Origin of the sequence: Kocuria sp. BT304 (assembly GCF_003290245.1) — a bacterium.
In the GTDB taxonomy this organism is placed as follows: Bacteria; Actinomycetota; Actinomycetes; order Actinomycetales; family Micrococcaceae; genus Kocuria; species Kocuria rhizophila_A.
Genome location: NZ_CP030039.1, coordinates 842,092 through 857,421, shown reverse-complemented (window position 1 = coordinate 857,421; position 15,330 = coordinate 842,092). Strand labels below are relative to the sequence as shown.

Sequence of the window (15,330 nt, the reverse complement as noted above, 5' to 3'; positions counted from 1 at the left end):
GTCCGCAGCGCCGTAACGGTTCGGTGGCGTCGCGCGGGGCAGGCCGCGCGGCGTCGTCGGGACCGGGGCCCGCGCACGGGCGCCGGTCCCGCGGGCGGTCTCAGACGCGCAGCACCACGGCGGTCTCCGGGGCCACGCGCACCGTGCCCTCGGCCCCGGGTTCGGGTCCGGTGCCGCTCGTGAACAGCAGCCGGGGCGCGTCCCCGCCCATCAGCGGCAGGTTGCGGGGCTCCCGCCCCAGGTTGATGGCGATCACCACGCCATGCTCGGACTCGGGCTCGGTCATGCGCTTGAGCACGAACCACTGCTCGGAGTCGCTGGCCTGGGTGGCCACGGTGTCCCAGCGCTGGTCCGTGAGCTCGGGGGTGTTCCGGCGCAGGGCGATGAGATCCCGGTAGGCCCGGTAGATCCGCTCGTGGTCGCCCTCGTGGACCTCGGACCAGTTCAGCTTGGAGCGCTCGAACGTCTGCGGGTCCTGCGGGTCCGGCACCGTGGCGTGGTCCCACGCCATCTGCGCGAACTCGGCCTTGCGGCCCTTCGCCACGGCCTCTCCCAGCTCCGGTTCGGGGTGCGCGGTGAAGAACTGCCAGGGGGTGCTCGCCCCGTACTCCTCCCCCATGAACAGCATGGGGGTGAAGGGCTGGGCCATGAGCCACGTGGCGGCGGCGATCGCGCGGTCCACGCTCATGGACTGGTTCATCCGGTCCCCGGCGGCCCGGTTGCCCACCTGGTCGTGGTTCTGCAGGAACGTGACGAACTGGTAGGGGCGCTGCTCCACGGGGTCGATCTCCCGGCCGTGGGAGCGGCCGCGGAACGTGGAGTACGTCCCGTTGTGGAAGTACGCGGTGTGCATGGTCTTCTCGAGGGCGTGCAGGGACGCGAAGTCCCCGTAGTAGCCCTGGGTCTCGCCCGTGAAGGCCGTGTGCGCGGCGTGGTGGACGTCGTCCAGCCACTGCGCGTCCATGCCCAGCCCGTGGCGGTGCGTGGCCGCAATCATGCGGGGGTCGTTGAGGTCCGACTCCGCAATGGTCACCAGGTCCTTGCCGGTGCGCTGCGCCTCCTCGGCCACGCGCTCGGCGATCTCCTCGAGGATGTGTTTCGCGCTGGAGTCCGCGAGGGCGTGCACGGCGTCCAGACGGAAGCCGTCCACGTGGTACTCGCGCAACCACATGGTCACGTTGTCCAGGATGTACTCGCGCACCCCGTCCGCGCCCCAGCCGTCCAGGTTGATGAGGTCCCCCCAGCTGGAGGCACCCGGCTTGAAGTAGTCCGCGAACAGGGGCAGGTAGTTCCCGCTCGGGCCCAGGTGGTTGTAGACCACGTCCTGGATCACGGACAGGCCCCTGGCGTGGCACGCGTCCACGAACCGCTGGTAGGCCTCGGGCCCGCCGTAGGGCTCGGCCACGGTGTACCACGCGACGCCGTCGTAGCCCCAGTTGTGCTCGCCGTTGAAGCCGTTGACCGGCAGCAGCTCCACCGCGGTGACGCCCAGGTCCACCAGGTGGTCCAGCCTGCCGATGGCCGCGTCCAGCGTGCCCTCGGGGGTGAACGTGCCGGGGTGCAGCTCGTAGAGCACGGAGTCCTGCAGCGGACGGGGGCGGAAGTCGGCGTCGTGCCACTCGAAGGCGTCCGCGTCGAACGTGCACGAGAGGTCGTGGACGCCCTGCGGTTGTCGGCGCGAGCGTGGGTCCGGCAGCACGTCCGAGACCTGCTCGCGCTCCTCGGGGGTGCCCTCGTCGAAGGTCTTGGTCAGGATGTAGCCGTAGCGCACGGTGCCCTGCGGGGCGGCGTCGTCGGCGGGCAGCGTCCACCAGCCGGGGCGGCCATCGAGACCCTCCATGGGGTGGTCCTCGCCCTCGATGCGCACGGTGACCTTGCGGGCGTGCGGGGCCCAGACGTCGAAGCGGTGGTCGGTGCTCATGGTTCAGCCGTCCTTCCGGCGCAGGATCGCCACGGGGTAGGTGTCGAGGAGTTCGGCGAGCGTGACGCGCGCATCCTGGGCGGCCGTGAACTCGCGGTGGGTCAGGACGTCCTGCCACAGGCCGGGGGCCAGCGCGACGGTCTCGTCCGTGAAACCGCCCTCGGCGGCGAGCGTGGCGGGGAAGCGCGTGACCACGGTGGCCGCGCCGCCGCGGTCGAAGCCCAGGGCGTGCTCCGCGAGCGCACCCGTGGTCTCCAGCGGCGTGTAGTCCGTGAAGAGCTCGGGGTGATCGCGGCGCAGCCGCAGGGCGCGGGAGGTCAGCAGCATCCGCGCGGCGCCGGTCTCGTCCGCTGCGGGCGTGGCTGCCGCAGAACCCGGCGCGGCGGCGTCGAGATCGGTCAGCATCGCCTCTCGCGCCGTGAAGTCCACGGAGCGGCGGTTGTCCGGGTCCACGAGGGACGGCTCCCACAGCTCCTGGCCCTGGTAGATGTCCGGAACACCCGGCAGGGTCAGCTGCAGCGCCGTGGCGGCCAGGGCGTTGGCCCAGCCCGGGCCGCTCACGCGGGCCACGCAGCCCTCCACGACGCCGCGGGCGCGCGGGTTCGTGAACAGGAAGTCGATGAAGCGGGTGAGCTCCCGCTCGAAGTTCTCGTCCCCGTCCACCCACGCGGTGGACACGGACGCCTCGCGCACGGCCTTCATGGCGTAGTCGACGGCGCGGTCCCGCTCCAGGGGCCACGCGCCCACCACGGCCTGCAGCACGAGGTTCACGGCGGGACCGTCCGAGAGCGAGATCCCGGCGTCCTTCGCGCGGCCCACGAGGGTGGAGACGGTCTCGGACCACACGCGCGGCAGCTCGGAGAGCACCGTGATGCGCGCACGGACCGCGGCGGAGCGCTTGGTGTCGTGGGTGGTCAGCGCATTCATGGTGGCCGGAGACTCGCGCTGGCGCTTCGCGGCCTCCTCGTGGAACTGCTCCGGGGTCAGGGAGAAGATCGAGGGGTCGCCGCCCACCTCCGTGAGGGACGTGAGCTTGGTCCAGCGGTAGAACGCGGTGTCCTCCACGCCCTTGGCCATGATCATCCCGGAGGTCTGCTGGAAGCGCCGGGCCACCTCCGCCAGGTCCTCCTGCCGGGTGGCCCCCTGCCCCAGCACGCGGGCGAGATCCGTGAGCACGACGTCGAGGTCCGCGCGCCGCTCCCGTGCTGCGGCCACCGCCACGCGCAGGTGCTCCGCGCCCTCGGGGAGGTAGGTGCGATACACGGGGAAGTTGGCGGCGATCTCCGCCAGCCCGTCGTAGGACGCCTCCGCGCCGTGCGGGAAGTCCCCGGGCAGCTCGCGCACCAGGCGGTGGATCTCTGCGGACAGGCCCTCGTCCGCCATGCGGCGCTTGGTCTCGTGGATCAGCTCGTCCCAACGCACGGGGGTGCCGCCGCGCAGCTTCGTGTCCAGGGAGGCGAGCTCGTAGTGGCCCCGCGCATCGGTCAGCACACGGTCGATCCACCCCAGGGAGTCGTAGCCCGTGGTGCCGGCCGTGCGCCAGTCCTCGGGGAGGTACTCCCCCGGTTCCAGGATCTTCTCCACCACGGTCCATGCGCCATCCGTGACCCCGGCCAGCATCTCGAGGTAGCCGCGCGGGTCCCGCACGCCGTCCGGGTGGTCGATCCGCAGCCCGTCCACGAGACCCTTGCGGAACCAGCGGGAGACCTCCGCGTGGGACTCGTCGAAGACCGCCCGGTCCTCCACGCGCACACCGGCCAGCGTGGCCACGGTGAAGAAGCGGCGGTAGTTCAGCTCGGAGTCCCCCCGGCGCCAGTTGACCAGCTCGTAGTGCTGGCGCGAGTGCACCTCCGCGGGGTTGTCGCCCTCGGACCAGGTGCCCTCGGCGAGCGGGTAGACGTTGTCGTAGTAGCGCAGCGTGCCGTCCTGGAGGGTCAGCGCCGAGAGGTCCTCGTCGCCGTCACCCAGCACCGGGATCAGCACCTTGCCGTGCCCGGCCTCCCAGTCGACGTCGAACGCGTCCGCGTAGCGGCTCTCACGTCCCTCGGCGAGCAGGGACCACCACCACGGGTTCTGCTGCGGCTCGGCCACCCCCTGGTGGTTGGGGACGATGTCCACCACCACGCCCAGCCCCGCGGCGTGCGCGGCCTCGGAGAGGGCTCGGAGCCCCTCGGAGCCACCGCGCTCGGGGTCCACCTCGGTGGGGTCCACCACGTCGTAGCCGTGGTCGGAGCCGCTCGTGGCCCGCAGGATCGGTGAGAGGTACACCCAGTCCGCCCCGAGGCGCCGGATGTACAGGACCAGCTCCGCCGCGCGGTGGAGGTCCTGCTGGGACGTGATCTGGAGACGGTACGTGGAAGTGGGTGTCAGCACCCCTCCAGTCTCGCGGAGTGCGCGCGCTCGTGCCAGTCCATCCGCCCAGGGCGAGCACCCCGCACCGGACACGACGACCGCGCCACCCCCGGGAGGGTGGCGCGGTCGTCACGGGTGCTCAGCCGCGTGGTCCGGCCGCCGGGCAGTCGCGGTCGGTGCTCAGCCCTCGTCCGCGTACACCGCGACCGACGCCGCCACGGAGGCGTCCGGCTCTTCCTCGGGCTCCTCCCACGCGCGCAGCAGCACGGTGGACTTTCCGTCCATCTGCAGCACGCTGGAGTGCTCCCGCACGTCCCCGTCCGAGTGCCGGCCGGCGGTGTCCAGGATCTCCTCCCACTTCAAGCCGTACTCGGCCGGGGGCAGGGTCACGTCCACGGGCTCCGGATTCGAGTTGAAGTACACGATGAAGTTGTCGTCCGTGATCCGGCGGCCGCGCATGTCCACGCCCGCGATGCCCTCACCGTTGAGCCACATGCCCACCGCGCGGGCCAGGGGCTCGTCCCAGTCGGAGGGAACCATGGGCGTGCCGTCGGTGTTGAGCCACGCGATGTCCGGCATGGCATCTCCCTCGCCCAGCTCCCCCATGTCCACGGGGCGGCCGTCGAAGAACTGCGAGCGCCGGAACGTGGGGTGCTCGTGGCGCAGCCGGGTGATGGCCGCGGTGAATTCCACGAGGGGCGCGTCCACCTTCTCCCAGTTGATCCACGTGAGCTCGTTGTCCTGGCAGTACGTGTTGTTGTTGCCCTTCTGGGTGCGCCCCAGCTCGTCCCCGTGCAGCAGCATGGGGGTGCCCTGGGAGAGCATCAGGGTGGCCAGGAAGTTGCGCTGCTGGCGGGCGCGCAGGGCCAGCACCGCGGCGTCGTCCGTGGGGCCCTCCTCGCCGCAGTTCCACGAGCGGTTGTGGGACTCGCCGTCGTTGTTGTCCTCGCCGTTGGCCTCGTTGTGCTTCTCGTTGTAGGAGACCAGGTCCCGCAGGGTGAAGCCGTCGTGGGCGGTCACGAAGTTCACGGAGGCGAACGGGCGGCGGCCGCTGTTCTCGTAGAGGTCCGCGGAGCCGGTCACGCGGGACGCGAACTCCCCGAGCGTTGCGGGCTCCCCGCGCCAGAAGTCGCGCACGGTGTCCCGGTACTTGCCGTTCCACTCGGTCCACTGCGGCGGGAAGTTGCCCACCTGGTAGCCGCCGGGGCCGATGTCCCAGGGTTCCGCGATGAGCTTGACCTGCGAGACGATCGGGTCCTGCTGCACGAGCTCGAAGAACGTGGAGAGCTTGTCCACGTCGTAGAACTCCCGCGCGAGGGTGGCGGCGAGGTCGAAGCGGAAGCCGTCCACGCGCATCTCGGTGACCCAGTAGCGCAGCGAGTCCATGATCAGCTGCAGCGAGTGCGGGTGGCGCACGTTGAGCGAGTTCCCGGTGCCCGTGTAGTCCATGTAGAACTTGTGGTCGTCGTCCACGGTGCGGTAGTAGGCGTTGTTGTCGATGCCCTTCATGGACAGCGTGGGGCCCATGTGGTTGCCCTCGGCCGTGTGGTTGTACACCACGTCCAGGATGACCTCGATGTCCGCCTGGTGCAGGGCGCGGACCATGGCCTTGAACTCCTGCACCTGGCTGCCCAGGTGGGAGGCGGCGCTGTACTCGTTGTGCGGGGCGAAGAACGCGATGGTGTTGTAGCCCCAGTAGTTGCGCAGCCCCTTCTCCAGCAGCGTGGAGTCCTGCACGAACTGGTGCACGGGCATCAGCTCCACCGCGGTGACGCCGAGCTTCTTGAGGTGGGCGATCACCGCGGGGTGGGAGACCCCCGCGTAGGTGCCGCGCTGCTCCTCGGGAACCTCGGGGTGCTGCTCGGTGAGGCCCTTGACGTGCGCCTCGTAGATCACGGACTTGTGGTACGGGGTGTGGGGGGTGCGGTCGCCCTCCCAGTCGAAGAACGGGTTGATCACCACGCCCTTCATCATGTGCGCGGCGGAGTCCTGGTGGTTCTCGGAGTCCTCGTCGCCGAAGTTGTAGGAGAACAGGGACTCGTCCCAGTCGATCCCGCCCTCCACGGCCTTGGCGTAGGGGTCCAGCAGCAGCTTGTCGGGGTTGCAGCGCAGCCCCTGGGAGGGGTCCCACGGGCCGTGCACACGGTAGCCGTAGCGCTGACCGGGCTGGACGGCCGGGAGGTAGCAGTGCCACACGTAGCTGTCCACGGCGGTGACCTCCACGCGGGTCTCGGCGCCGTCCTCGTCGAACAGGCACAGCTCCACGCGGTCGGCGACCTCCGAGAAGATCGCGAAATTGGTCCCTGTGCCGTCGAACGTGGCGCCCAGTGGATACGGGTGTCCGGGCCAAACTTCCATGTGGTTCTCCTCAGGGTGTGGTGGGGCCGAGCACGGGTCCCCCGCTCTCGGCCAACGTCCAACCATAGCCGTTCCGGGTGGCGCTCACGGACGGGTGAGGACCGCGCGGACGTTCTCGGCGAGTACGGACGGGGGCACGGGGCCCTCCCCGTGGGCGCGCGATGCGAGCGCGTGCAGCCCGGCTCCCAGCGCCGCGGCCGCGGCCCACCGGCCGTCCCCGCACGCCCACGGGCCGAGGCCGGCGAGGGCGTCCAGGTGCTCGGCCACGTGGGCGAGCACGGTACCGAGGATCCCGGCGAGGGTGTCCCCGGACCCCGCGGTCGCAAGCCAGGCACTGGCACCGCCCACGCTGAGGCACAGGCACTCGTCCGGCGTGCTCGGGGACGCCTCGCGGTGCGCGGTGCTCGACGACGCCGCGGGGTCGGCTCCGCCGCCCTGCTCCCGGTCCGGGCGGGGCTCGGACGGGGCCGCTGCCGCGTACTCCGCCCGGTGCCCCGGTGCGGAGGCAACGGGTGAGGCGATCACGGTGGTGGCCCCCTTGAGCAGCACGGTGGCCCCGGTCAGCCGGGCGGCCTCGCGGGCCCAGTGCAGCGGGTTCGCCTCGATCTCCGTGCGCTCGACCCCCGCCTCGCACAGCCCGAAGCCGTGCAGCCAGTCGAAGATCTGTGACAGCTCTCCCGCGTGCGGGGTGAGGACCTTGTGCGGACCCAGCCGGGCGTCCGCGACCGAGCGCGCCGCGGCGTCGAGCGCCCCGGCGTCCAGCACCGCGGGCTCGGCGGCCTCGATCACGGCCTGCACGCGCGCGGCCTGGGACTCGTCCCCCACCACGCCGGGGCCCGCGAGCCAGGCCTGCACGTGGACGTCCCACGGCTGGTCGTCGGAGCACACCACCTCGGGGCTGCGCGTAAGCACCATGGCCCGTGCCGCGGCGTCCCCCAGGAAGCGGACCATCCCGGCTCCGGCGTTCACGGCGGCCTGCGTGCACATGATGGCCGCACCGGGATAGCTGGGGGCCCCGGCGACCACGCCGAGCACCCCGCGCGAGTACTTGGTGTCGGTGGCCGTGGGCCGCGGCCACGCCTCCAGGACGTCCCGGTGCTCCACACGGTGCACGGCCGCGGGGCCCAGCAGGTCCTCGATGCCGATCGACACCACGGTCAGCGCACCCGCGGCCTGCTCCCCCGGGGAGACGACGTGGCCGGTCTTCGCGCTGCCGAACGTCACGGTCGCGTCCGCCGTGAGCACGGGCCCGGGGCTCTGCCCGGTGTCCGCGGACACGCCCGAGACGATGTCGCACGCCACCACGCGAGGGCGGCGCTGCCCGCCGCGCGCGTCCCGGCCCCGGCGCACCTCGAATTCCCGCACCAGGTCCGCGACCGGCCCCCTGAGCCCGCCGCTCGCGCCGGTGCCGAGCACAGCGTCCACCACGAGGTCCGCCGCCCACAGCAGCTCCGCCGCCCCGGCCACGTCGACGGGTTCCGCGGCGGCCACCGCCTCCGCCGGGGAATCCGCCGTGGCCGTCCGGTCTCCGGTCCTCCTGCTGCCACGACCTCCCGCGCCCGCTCCGTGGGTGGCCGCGCCGGTGCCGTCGGTGGCCGGGCCGTCCGAGCCCGCCCCATTGCCGGGGCTCGCACCCGCCTCGTCGCGAGCCGCCCCTGCCTGTTCTCCGGCCGCGCCGGGCCCGTGGCCGCGCACGGCGTCCTCGACCAGCCGCGTGACGACGCCGCCCGCCCGCCTGAACGCCTCCAGGCCCGCCTCGTGCGCGCGGGAACCCGTCAGCACGGCCACCACCGCCACGCCGCGGCGGCGCAGGAACGCCCCGGCCCAGAGGCCGTCGCCACCGTTGTTGCCCGGGCCCACGAGCACCACCGCCCGGGTGCCGCCGAGGGCCCCGGAACCGGCGCGCAGCTGCGCCTCGCACGCGCGGGCGAGCCCGCGGGCCGCCCGGTGCATGAGGGCGTCCCCCTGTCCCGCGTCGAGCAGGGGCTGCTCGGCTCGACGGATGCTCTCACCGGAGCGGGCCTCAATCATCACGGGATCCTTCCTGTGCCTCGGCCACCACGAACGCCACGGCCATGCCGCCGTCGTGGGAAATGCTCACGTGCCACGTGTCCACACCGCGGGCCCGCTGCTGCCGGGCCACCGTCCCGGTGGTGTGCAGGTGGGGCGCGCCGTGCTCGTCGTTGCTGACCCAGCAGTCCTGCCAGATCATCCCCGGCGGCGCCAGCAGTGCTTTGGCCGCCGCCTCCTTGACCGCGAAGCGCGCGGCCAGCGACCGCGGGGCCAGCTCCCGCTCGTGCGGCACGAACAGCCGCTCCCGCAGCCGGGGGGTGCGCTCGAGCTGCCGCTCGAAACGCGCGATGTCCACGATGTCCACGCCGGTGCCCACGATCATGCCGTCAGCCTAGCGGCGCCCTCCGACCCTCAGAAGGCACCGCGCGACGTCGCCCGCGCACCCCGGCGCCGCGCGGCCCGCTCCCCCGCCGGGGCACCGCGGCGTCGTCGTCCCCGCGGCGGCCGCCCCGGCAACGACGACGGCGGGTGACACCCTGTGAGAGGGCACCACCCGCCGTGTGCGGGAACGAGCTGCGGCTACTCGACCGTGACGGACTTCGCGAGGTTGCGCGGCTGGTCCACGTCGTAGCCCTTGGCCCCGGCGAGCTCGCACGCGAAGATCTGCAGGGGCACCGTGGCCAGCAGGGGCTGCAGCAGCGTGGGGGCCTCGGGCACGTGGAACACGTGCGTGGCGAACTCGCGCACGGCGTCGTCGCCCTCCTCTGCGATCACGATCGTCTCCGCACCCCGAGCGCGGATCTCCTGGATGTTGGAGACCACCTTGGCGTGCAGCGAGTCCCGGCCGCGGGGAGAGGGCACGATCACGATCACGGGCTGACCCTGGTCGATCAGCGCGATGGGGCCGTGCTTGAGCTCACCCGCCGCGAAGCCCTCGGCGTGGATGTAGGCGATCTCCTTGAGCTTGAGGGCGCCCTCCATGGCCACGGGGTAGCCCACGTGACGGCCCAGGAACAGCACGGACTCGGCGTCCTCCATGCTCGTGGCGAGCTCCTTGACCTGCGGCTCCACCTCGTCCAGCACGCGCTGGATCTTGGCGGGCATGGCCTCGAGCTCGGAGAGGATGCCGCCGATCTCGTCCTGGTACTTGTTGCCGCGCAGCTGCGCGAGGTACAGCCCCAGCAGGTACGCCGCGGTGATCTGCGCGAGGAACGCCTTGGTGGAGGCCACCGCGATCTCGGGGCCGGCGTGGGTGTACAGCACGGCGTCGGCCTCGCGCGGAATCGTGGAGCCGTTGGTGTTGCAGATGGCCACCACCTTGGCGCCCTGCTCCTGCGCGTGGCGCACGGCCATCAGCGTGTCCATGGTCTCGCCGGACTGGGAGACGGCCACCACCAGGGTCTTCTCGTTGACGATCGGGTCCCGGTAGCGGAACTCGTGGGCCAGCTCCACCTCGGTGGGGATCCGGCACCAGTGCTCGATGGCGTAGCGGGCCACCTGCCCGGCGTAGGCCGCGGTGCCGCACGCGATGACCACGATCTTGTCGATCGAGCGCAGCACGGACTCGTCGATCTTGATCTCGTCCAGCGTGAGCCGGCCGTTCTCGTCCAGGCGGCCTAGCAGGGTGTCCCCCACCGCGGCGGGCTGGTCGTGGATCTCCTTCTCCATGAAGGAGGGGTAGCCGTCCTTCTCGGCGGCGGCGGCGTCCCACTCGATGTCGAAGGGCTTGCCCTCGGCAGGGCTGCCGTGGAAGTCCACGATCGAGTAGTCGTCCGCGGTGATGGTCACGATCTGGTCCTGGCCCATCTCCACGGCCCGCTTGGTGTAGTCGATGAAGCCGGAGACGTCCGAGCCCAGGAAGTTCTCGCCCTCGCCCAGCCCGATCACGAGCGGGGAGTTGCGGCGGGCGGCCACCACGCGGTCCGGGACGTCGGCGTGCACGGCCAGCAGCGTGAACGCACCCTCGAGGCGGCGGCACGTGTCCTGCATGGCCACCGTGAGGTCCTTGTGACCGTCGTCCTGGGCGTTGTAGGTGCGGGCCAGCAGCACGGCGGCCACCTCGGTGTCCGTCTCGGACACGAAGGTCTCGCCCTGCGCGACCAGTTCGCGCTTGATCTCACTGAAGTTCTCGATGATGCCGTTGTGGATCATGGCGAGCTTGCCGCCGTCCACCACGTGCGGGTGGGCGTTGACGTCCGAGGGCCCGCCGTGCGTGGCCCACCGGGTGTGCCCGATGCCGATCGTGGAGTCGGGCAGGGGGTGGGCCTCCAGCTCCGCCACGAGATTGCTGAGCTTGCCGGCCTTCTTGCGGTACTCGACCTCGCCGTCCGCGATCACGGCGACCCCGGCGGAGTCGTAGCCGCGGTACTCGAGGCGGCGCAACCCTTCGAGGATCACGTCGAGCGCGGTGTGCGTCCGACCGTCAGCACCCTTGGAGCCCACATATCCCACAATTCCACACATGAGAGTGGATTCTACCGGAAACGGGTCCCCTCGTGCGCCGGTGCGGTACGGGCGGGCCTACACTGGTCCGAGCATGAGCACACAGCCCACCACCCAGCGCGTCTCCCCGTTCGTGGAGCTGGATCGTCAGACGTGGTCCAGACTCTCCCACGAAATCGACGTCCCTCTCACCGCGCAGGAGATCGAGAACCTGCGCGGTCTCGGTGACCGCCTGGACGTGGACGAGGTGCGCGAGGTCTACCTCCCGCTGTCGCGACTGCTGACCCTCTACGACATGTCCTCCACGCAGCTCAACGCCGCGACCAACTCGTTCCTGGGCGAGCACCACGCGCGCACCCCCTTCGTGATCGGGATCGCCGGCTCCGTGGCTGCGGGCAAGTCCACCACCGCCCGCCTGCTGCGGGAGATGCTCTCCCGCTGGCCCTCCACCCCGAACGTCCAGCTGGTCACCACGGACGGCTTCCTCCACCCCAACGCGGAGCTGCGGCGCCGCGGGCTCATGGACCGCAAGGGCTTCCCGGAGTCCTACGACCGCCGCGCCCTGCTACGCTTCGTGGCCGAGATCAAGTCCGGGGCCGCCGAGGTGCGGGCCCCCAAGTACTCCCACGTGACCTACGACATCCTCCCGGACGAGGAGGTGGTGGTCACCCGCCCGGACGTCGTGATCGTGGAGGGACTCAACGTGCTGGCGCCCGCCAAGCTGGAGAGCGGCAACCGCACGGCTCTGGCCCTGAGCGACTTCTTCGACTTCAGCATCTACGTGGACGCGCGCACCGCGGACATCGAGCGCTGGTACGTGGAACGGTTCCAGGCGCTGCGCTCCTCGGCCTTCGCGGACCCCCATTCCTACTTCCACCGCTACGCCAACCTCACCGACACCGAGGCCCGGGACGTGGCCACCGACATCTGGCACCGGATCAACGAGCCCAACCTGGAGCAGAACGTCCGGCCCACCCGGGGACGGGCCCGCCTGATCCTCTCCAAGGACCACGACCACAAGATCCGCCGGGTGCTGCTGCGCAAGAACTGACGGGGGCACGGCGGGTGATCACTGCGCTGCGCCGCCCCCGCGTCACGACACGTGCTCAGGCCCTCAGAATTTCCTGAATGATCGTGCGTCTCTGTACTGTGAGCGCCATGCTTAGTGGTTTCAAGGAATTCATCATGAAGGGCAACGTGATGGATCTCGCGGTTGCCGTCATCATCGGTGCCGCGTTCTCCAAGATCGTCAACGCCCTCGTGGAGAGCGTGCTCATGCCCGCCATATCCGCCGTCGTCGGGTCCCCCAACTTCGACACCTTCGCCGTGGTCACCCTGCGCGGCAACGAGCTGAAGTTCGGCGTGCTGCTCACCGCGGTCGTCAACTTCCTGCTCATTGCGGCCGCGGTGTACTTCTGCATCGTGCTCCCCATGAACAAGATGATCGAGCGTCGCAACCGCCGCATGGGCATCGAGCCCACCGCGGAGCCCGCCGATCCCAACACGGTGCTGCTCACCGAGATCCGTGACGCCCTCGCCGGCAACCCCGCCGCGCCGGGCGCCGAGGGTCGTCACTCCGGCCCTGCCGTCTGACCGCCCGTCCCTTCCGACCACGGGGGCCCCGCATCCACCAGGATGCGGGGCCCTCGTCCGTGCGTGGTTCAGCTCTGCAGGCTGAGGTGCTCCTCCACGGCGGAGACGAGCTGCTCCGCCTCCCGGCGGGCGTCCTCGTGCGTGGCGGCCTCGACCATCACGCGCACCACCGGCTCGGTACCGGACGGGCGCAGCAGCACACGGCCCTCCGCCCCGAGCCGCTCCTCGGTGCGGGCCACGGCCTCGAGGACCGGTTCGCTGGTCTTGGCCGCGGCCTTGTCCACGTTCTTCACATTGATCATCACCTGCGGCATCCGCGTCATGGTGCGGGCGAGCTCCTGCAGGGGCATGCCCGTCTGGGCCACGCGGGAGGCCAGCATCAGCCCGGTCAGCAGACCGTCCCCCGTGGTGGCGTAGTCCGCCATGATCACGTGTCCGGACTGCTCCCCGCCCAGGTTGTAGCCGTTGGCCACCATGGACTCCAGGACGTAGCGGTCCCCCACGGAGGCGCGCACCAGGGTGATCCCGGCCTCGTCGAGGGCGAGCTGCAGACCCAGGTTGCTCATCACCGTGGCCACCAGGGTGTCCTGGTTCAGCCGCCCGGCCTCCTTCATCGCAACGGCCAGGATGCACATGATCTGGTCCCCGTCCACCTCCGTGCCGGTGTGGTCCACCGCGAGGCAGCGGTCGGCGTCGCCGTCGTGCGCGATCCCGAGGTCCGCGCCCAGCTCCCGGACCGCCTGCTTGAGCGGGCCCAGGTGCGTGGAGCCCACGCCGTCGTTGATGTTCAGGCCGTCGGGCTCCGCACCGATCACGTGCACGGTGGCGCCCGCGTCCCGGAAGGCGTCCGGGGAGGCTCCCGAGGCCGCGCCGTTGGCGCAGTCCAGCACGATGGACAGTCCGTCCAGGCGGTGCGGGATGGCGCCCACCAGGTGCAGGATGTAGCGGTCCTCGGCGTCGGACAGGCGGGTCACACGGCCCACCTCGGCGCCCGTGGGGCGCACGAAGTCCTTGGCCTCGTAGACCTGCTGGATGGTGTCCTCCACGGCGTCGGGCAGCTTCTTGCCGCCGTGGGCCAGGAACTTGATCCCGTTGTCCGGCGCGGGGTTGTGCGAGGCGGAGATCATCACGCCGAAGTCGGCGTCGATGTCCCCCACCAGGTACGCCGCGGCCGGGGTGGGGAGCACGCCGGCGTCGTAGACGTCCACGCCGGAGCTCGCGAGACCCGCGGTGACGGCGGCGCCGATGAACTCACCGCTCGCCCGGCCGTCCCGCGCCACCACGGCCGTGGGGCGCTGTCCCTCCGGTGCGTGGCGGTGGCCCAGGACGATCGCCGCGGCCTGCGACAGCTCCATGGCCAGTTCTGCTGTGAGGAGGCCGTTCGCGAGACCGCGGACGCCGTCCGTTCCAAAGATTCTAGACATCGCAGATCATCCTACGACCATCCTCTGGGCGTTGGCGGCGCACCCGGCTCAGTCCTTGCCGGGGCGGACCACCGGGAAGCCGTCCGGGTTGGCGCCGTTGTCGTCCGTGAAGTCCGTGGCGCCGCCCACGATCTTGGAGTCCACCGAACCCACCAGGGAGTGGTCCTTGTTGGGGTAGTCGAACTGCGTGAGCACGTAGCGCATGGCCTCCAGCCGGGCGCGCTTCTTGTCGTTGGACTTGATCACGGTCCAGGGCGCGTCTCCGGTGTCCGTGTAGAAGAACATCGCCTCCTTGGCCTCGGTGTAGTCGTCCCACTTGTCCAGGGACGCCACGTCCGTGGGCGAGAGCTTCCACTGGCGCACGGGGTCCGTGCGGCGCGACTGGAAGCGCGCCAGCTGCTCGGCACGCGTGACCGAGAACCAGAACTTGATCAGGTGGGTGTCCGAGTTCACGAGCATCCGCTCGAACTCCGGGGCCTGGCGCATGAACTCGTAGTACTGCTGGGAGGTGCAGTAGCCCATCACGCGCTCCACGCCGGCCCGGTTGTACCACGAGCGGTCCATGAGCACGATCTCGCCGCCCGAGGGCAGGTGCTGCACGTAGCGCTGGAAGTACCACTGCGTCTGCTCGATGTCGGTGGGCTTCTCGAGTGCCACCACGCGCGCGCCACGGGGGTTCAGGTGCTCCGTGAAGCGCTTGATCGCTCCACCCTTGCCCGCCGCGTCACGACCCTCGAAGATGATGAGCAGCTTCTGGCCGGTCTCCTTGATCCACAGCTGCAGCTTGAGCAGCTCGATCTGCAGGGCACGCTTGGTGCGCTCGTAGTCCTTGCGGGAGAGCTTCTCATCGTAGGGGTAGCCGATCTTCCAGGCCTGCGAGTCCTCCGCGCCGCGCTTCTTGTGCAGCTTCCTGTCCAGCTCGCCGATCTCGTCGAGCTCCGCCGCGTAGTCCTCGACCACCGACACCCGGTGCTGCTCCTTCTTGAGGGCCTCGTCCACCGCGCTGTCCTGACGGGCGTGCTGCGCCGCCTCGTCCTCGGCCTTCGCGATGATGGCGTTCTCCTGCTGCTGGTCCGGCTGCTTGCTCATACGGGCCCTCTCGTGACGGTGCGGTGGGGCTGCGGTGCCCCACCTCGCACTTTACGCCCGCGTCACGTTGCGGATACCCGCGCAACACCGGTCACGACGACGCCGCGTGCGGCTCCCCCGCTCGTCCCACCCACCGCG

10 protein-coding genes are annotated in these 15,330 nt (G+C 70.9%); 2 read left to right on the top strand and 8 right to left on the bottom strand.

Annotated features, from left to right (window positions below; translation table 11 throughout):
• Positions 1-100: 100 nt before the first annotated feature.
• The 6 genes from treZ to glmS all read right to left on the bottom strand — a co-directional run bounded on the left by treZ (position 101) and on the right by glmS (position 11,107).
• Positions 101-1,921: a malto-oligosyltrehalose trehalohydrolase gene (treZ, locus tag DNL27_RS03935; protein ID WP_112234743.1), complete on the bottom strand. Its 1,821-nt coding sequence runs from the start codon at positions 1,919-1,921 to the stop codon at positions 101-103.
• A 3-nt stretch (positions 1,922-1,924) separates the two neighbouring features.
• Positions 1,925-4,294, bottom strand: coding sequence for a malto-oligosyltrehalose synthase (gene treY / locus DNL27_RS03930; protein WP_112234742.1), 2,370 nt, complete (start codon positions 4,292-4,294; stop codon positions 1,925-1,927).
• Positions 4,295-4,453: 159 nt separating this feature from the next.
• Positions 4,454-6,631 carry a glycogen debranching protein GlgX gene (gene glgX, locus DNL27_RS03925; RefSeq protein ID WP_012397727.1) on the bottom strand — a complete coding sequence of 726 codons (2,178 nt, stop codon included), beginning with the start codon at positions 6,629-6,631 and terminating at the stop codon, positions 4,454-4,456.
• Between the two features lie 84 nt (positions 6,632-6,715).
• Positions 6,716-8,662 carry a bifunctional ADP-dependent NAD(P)H-hydrate dehydratase/NAD(P)H-hydrate epimerase gene (locus tag DNL27_RS03920; protein ID WP_112234741.1) on the bottom strand — a complete coding sequence of 649 codons (1,947 nt, stop codon included), beginning with the start codon at positions 8,660-8,662 and terminating at the stop codon, positions 6,716-6,718.
• Entirely contained in the window at positions 8,655-9,026 is a 372-nt protein-coding gene (locus DNL27_RS03915) for a holo-ACP synthase (protein ID WP_012397725.1), read from the bottom strand. Before DNL27_RS03915 ends, DNL27_RS03920 begins: the two co-directional genes overlap by 8 nt.
• A gap of 197 nt (positions 9,027-9,223) precedes the next feature.
• Positions 9,224-11,107, bottom strand: coding sequence for a glutamine--fructose-6-phosphate transaminase (isomerizing) (glmS, locus tag DNL27_RS03910; protein WP_012397724.1), 1,884 nt, complete (start codon positions 11,105-11,107; stop codon positions 9,224-9,226).
• 73 nt (positions 11,108-11,180) lie between these two features.
• On the opposite strand from glmS, the gene coaA reads away from it, so the two are divergent.
• Both coaA and mscL read left to right on the top strand, forming a co-directional pair.
• Positions 11,181-12,137 (top strand): type I pantothenate kinase, encoded by a 957-nt coding sequence (gene coaA, locus DNL27_RS03905; RefSeq protein WP_012397723.1) that lies wholly within the window; start codon positions 11,181-11,183, stop codon positions 12,135-12,137.
• Positions 12,138-12,244: 107 nt separating this feature from the next.
• Entirely contained in the window at positions 12,245-12,679 is a 435-nt protein-coding gene (gene mscL / locus DNL27_RS03900) for a large conductance mechanosensitive channel protein MscL (protein ID WP_012397722.1), read from the top strand.
• A 68-nt stretch (positions 12,680-12,747) separates the two neighbouring features.
• Here mscL and glmM read toward each other — a convergent pair whose 3' ends face one another.
• Both glmM and ppk2 read right to left on the bottom strand, forming a co-directional pair.
• Positions 12,748-14,103, bottom strand: a complete 1,356-nt coding sequence (glmM, locus tag DNL27_RS03895; RefSeq protein ID WP_012397721.1) for a phosphoglucosamine mutase — start codon at positions 14,101-14,103, stop codon at positions 12,748-12,750.
• A 48-nt stretch (positions 14,104-14,151) separates the two neighbouring features.
• The gene (ppk2, locus tag DNL27_RS03890) at positions 14,152-15,192 is read right to left on the bottom strand and encodes a polyphosphate kinase 2 (protein WP_041297300.1); all 1,041 of its coding nucleotides are present in this window, start codon (positions 15,190-15,192) and stop codon (positions 14,152-14,154) included.
• Between the last annotated feature and the right edge of the window lie 138 nt (positions 15,193-15,330).

Excerpts from the sequence above, each read along its gene's own strand:
- mscL (WP_012397722.1), top strand. The coding sequence starts at position 12,245 with ATGCTTAGTGGTTTCAAGGAATTCATCATGAAGGGCAACGTGATGGAT.
- glmM (WP_012397721.1), bottom strand. The coding sequence starts at position 14,103 with ATGTCTAGAATCTTTGGAACGGACGGCGTCCGCGGTCTCGCGAACGGC.
- coaA (WP_012397723.1), top strand. The coding sequence starts at position 11,181 with ATGAGCACACAGCCCACCACCCAGCGCGTCTCCCCGTTCGTGGAGCTG.
- DNL27_RS03920 (WP_112234741.1), bottom strand. The coding sequence starts at position 8,662 with ATGATTGAGGCCCGCTCCGGTGAGAGCATCCGTCGAGCCGAGCAGCCC.
- ppk2 (WP_041297300.1), bottom strand. The coding sequence starts at position 15,192 with ATGAGCAAGCAGCCGGACCAGCAGCAGGAGAACGCCATCATCGCGAAG.
- glgX (WP_012397727.1), bottom strand. The coding sequence starts at position 6,631 with ATGGAAGTTTGGCCCGGACACCCGTATCCACTGGGCGCCACGTTCGAC.
- treZ (WP_112234743.1), bottom strand. The coding sequence starts at position 1,921 with ATGAGCACCGACCACCGCTTCGACGTCTGGGCCCCGCACGCCCGCAAG.
- DNL27_RS03915 (WP_012397725.1), bottom strand. The coding sequence starts at position 9,026 with ATGATCGTGGGCACCGGCGTGGACATCGTGGACATCGCGCGTTTCGAG.
- glmS (WP_012397724.1), bottom strand. The coding sequence starts at position 11,107 with ATGTGTGGAATTGTGGGATATGTGGGCTCCAAGGGTGCTGACGGTCGG.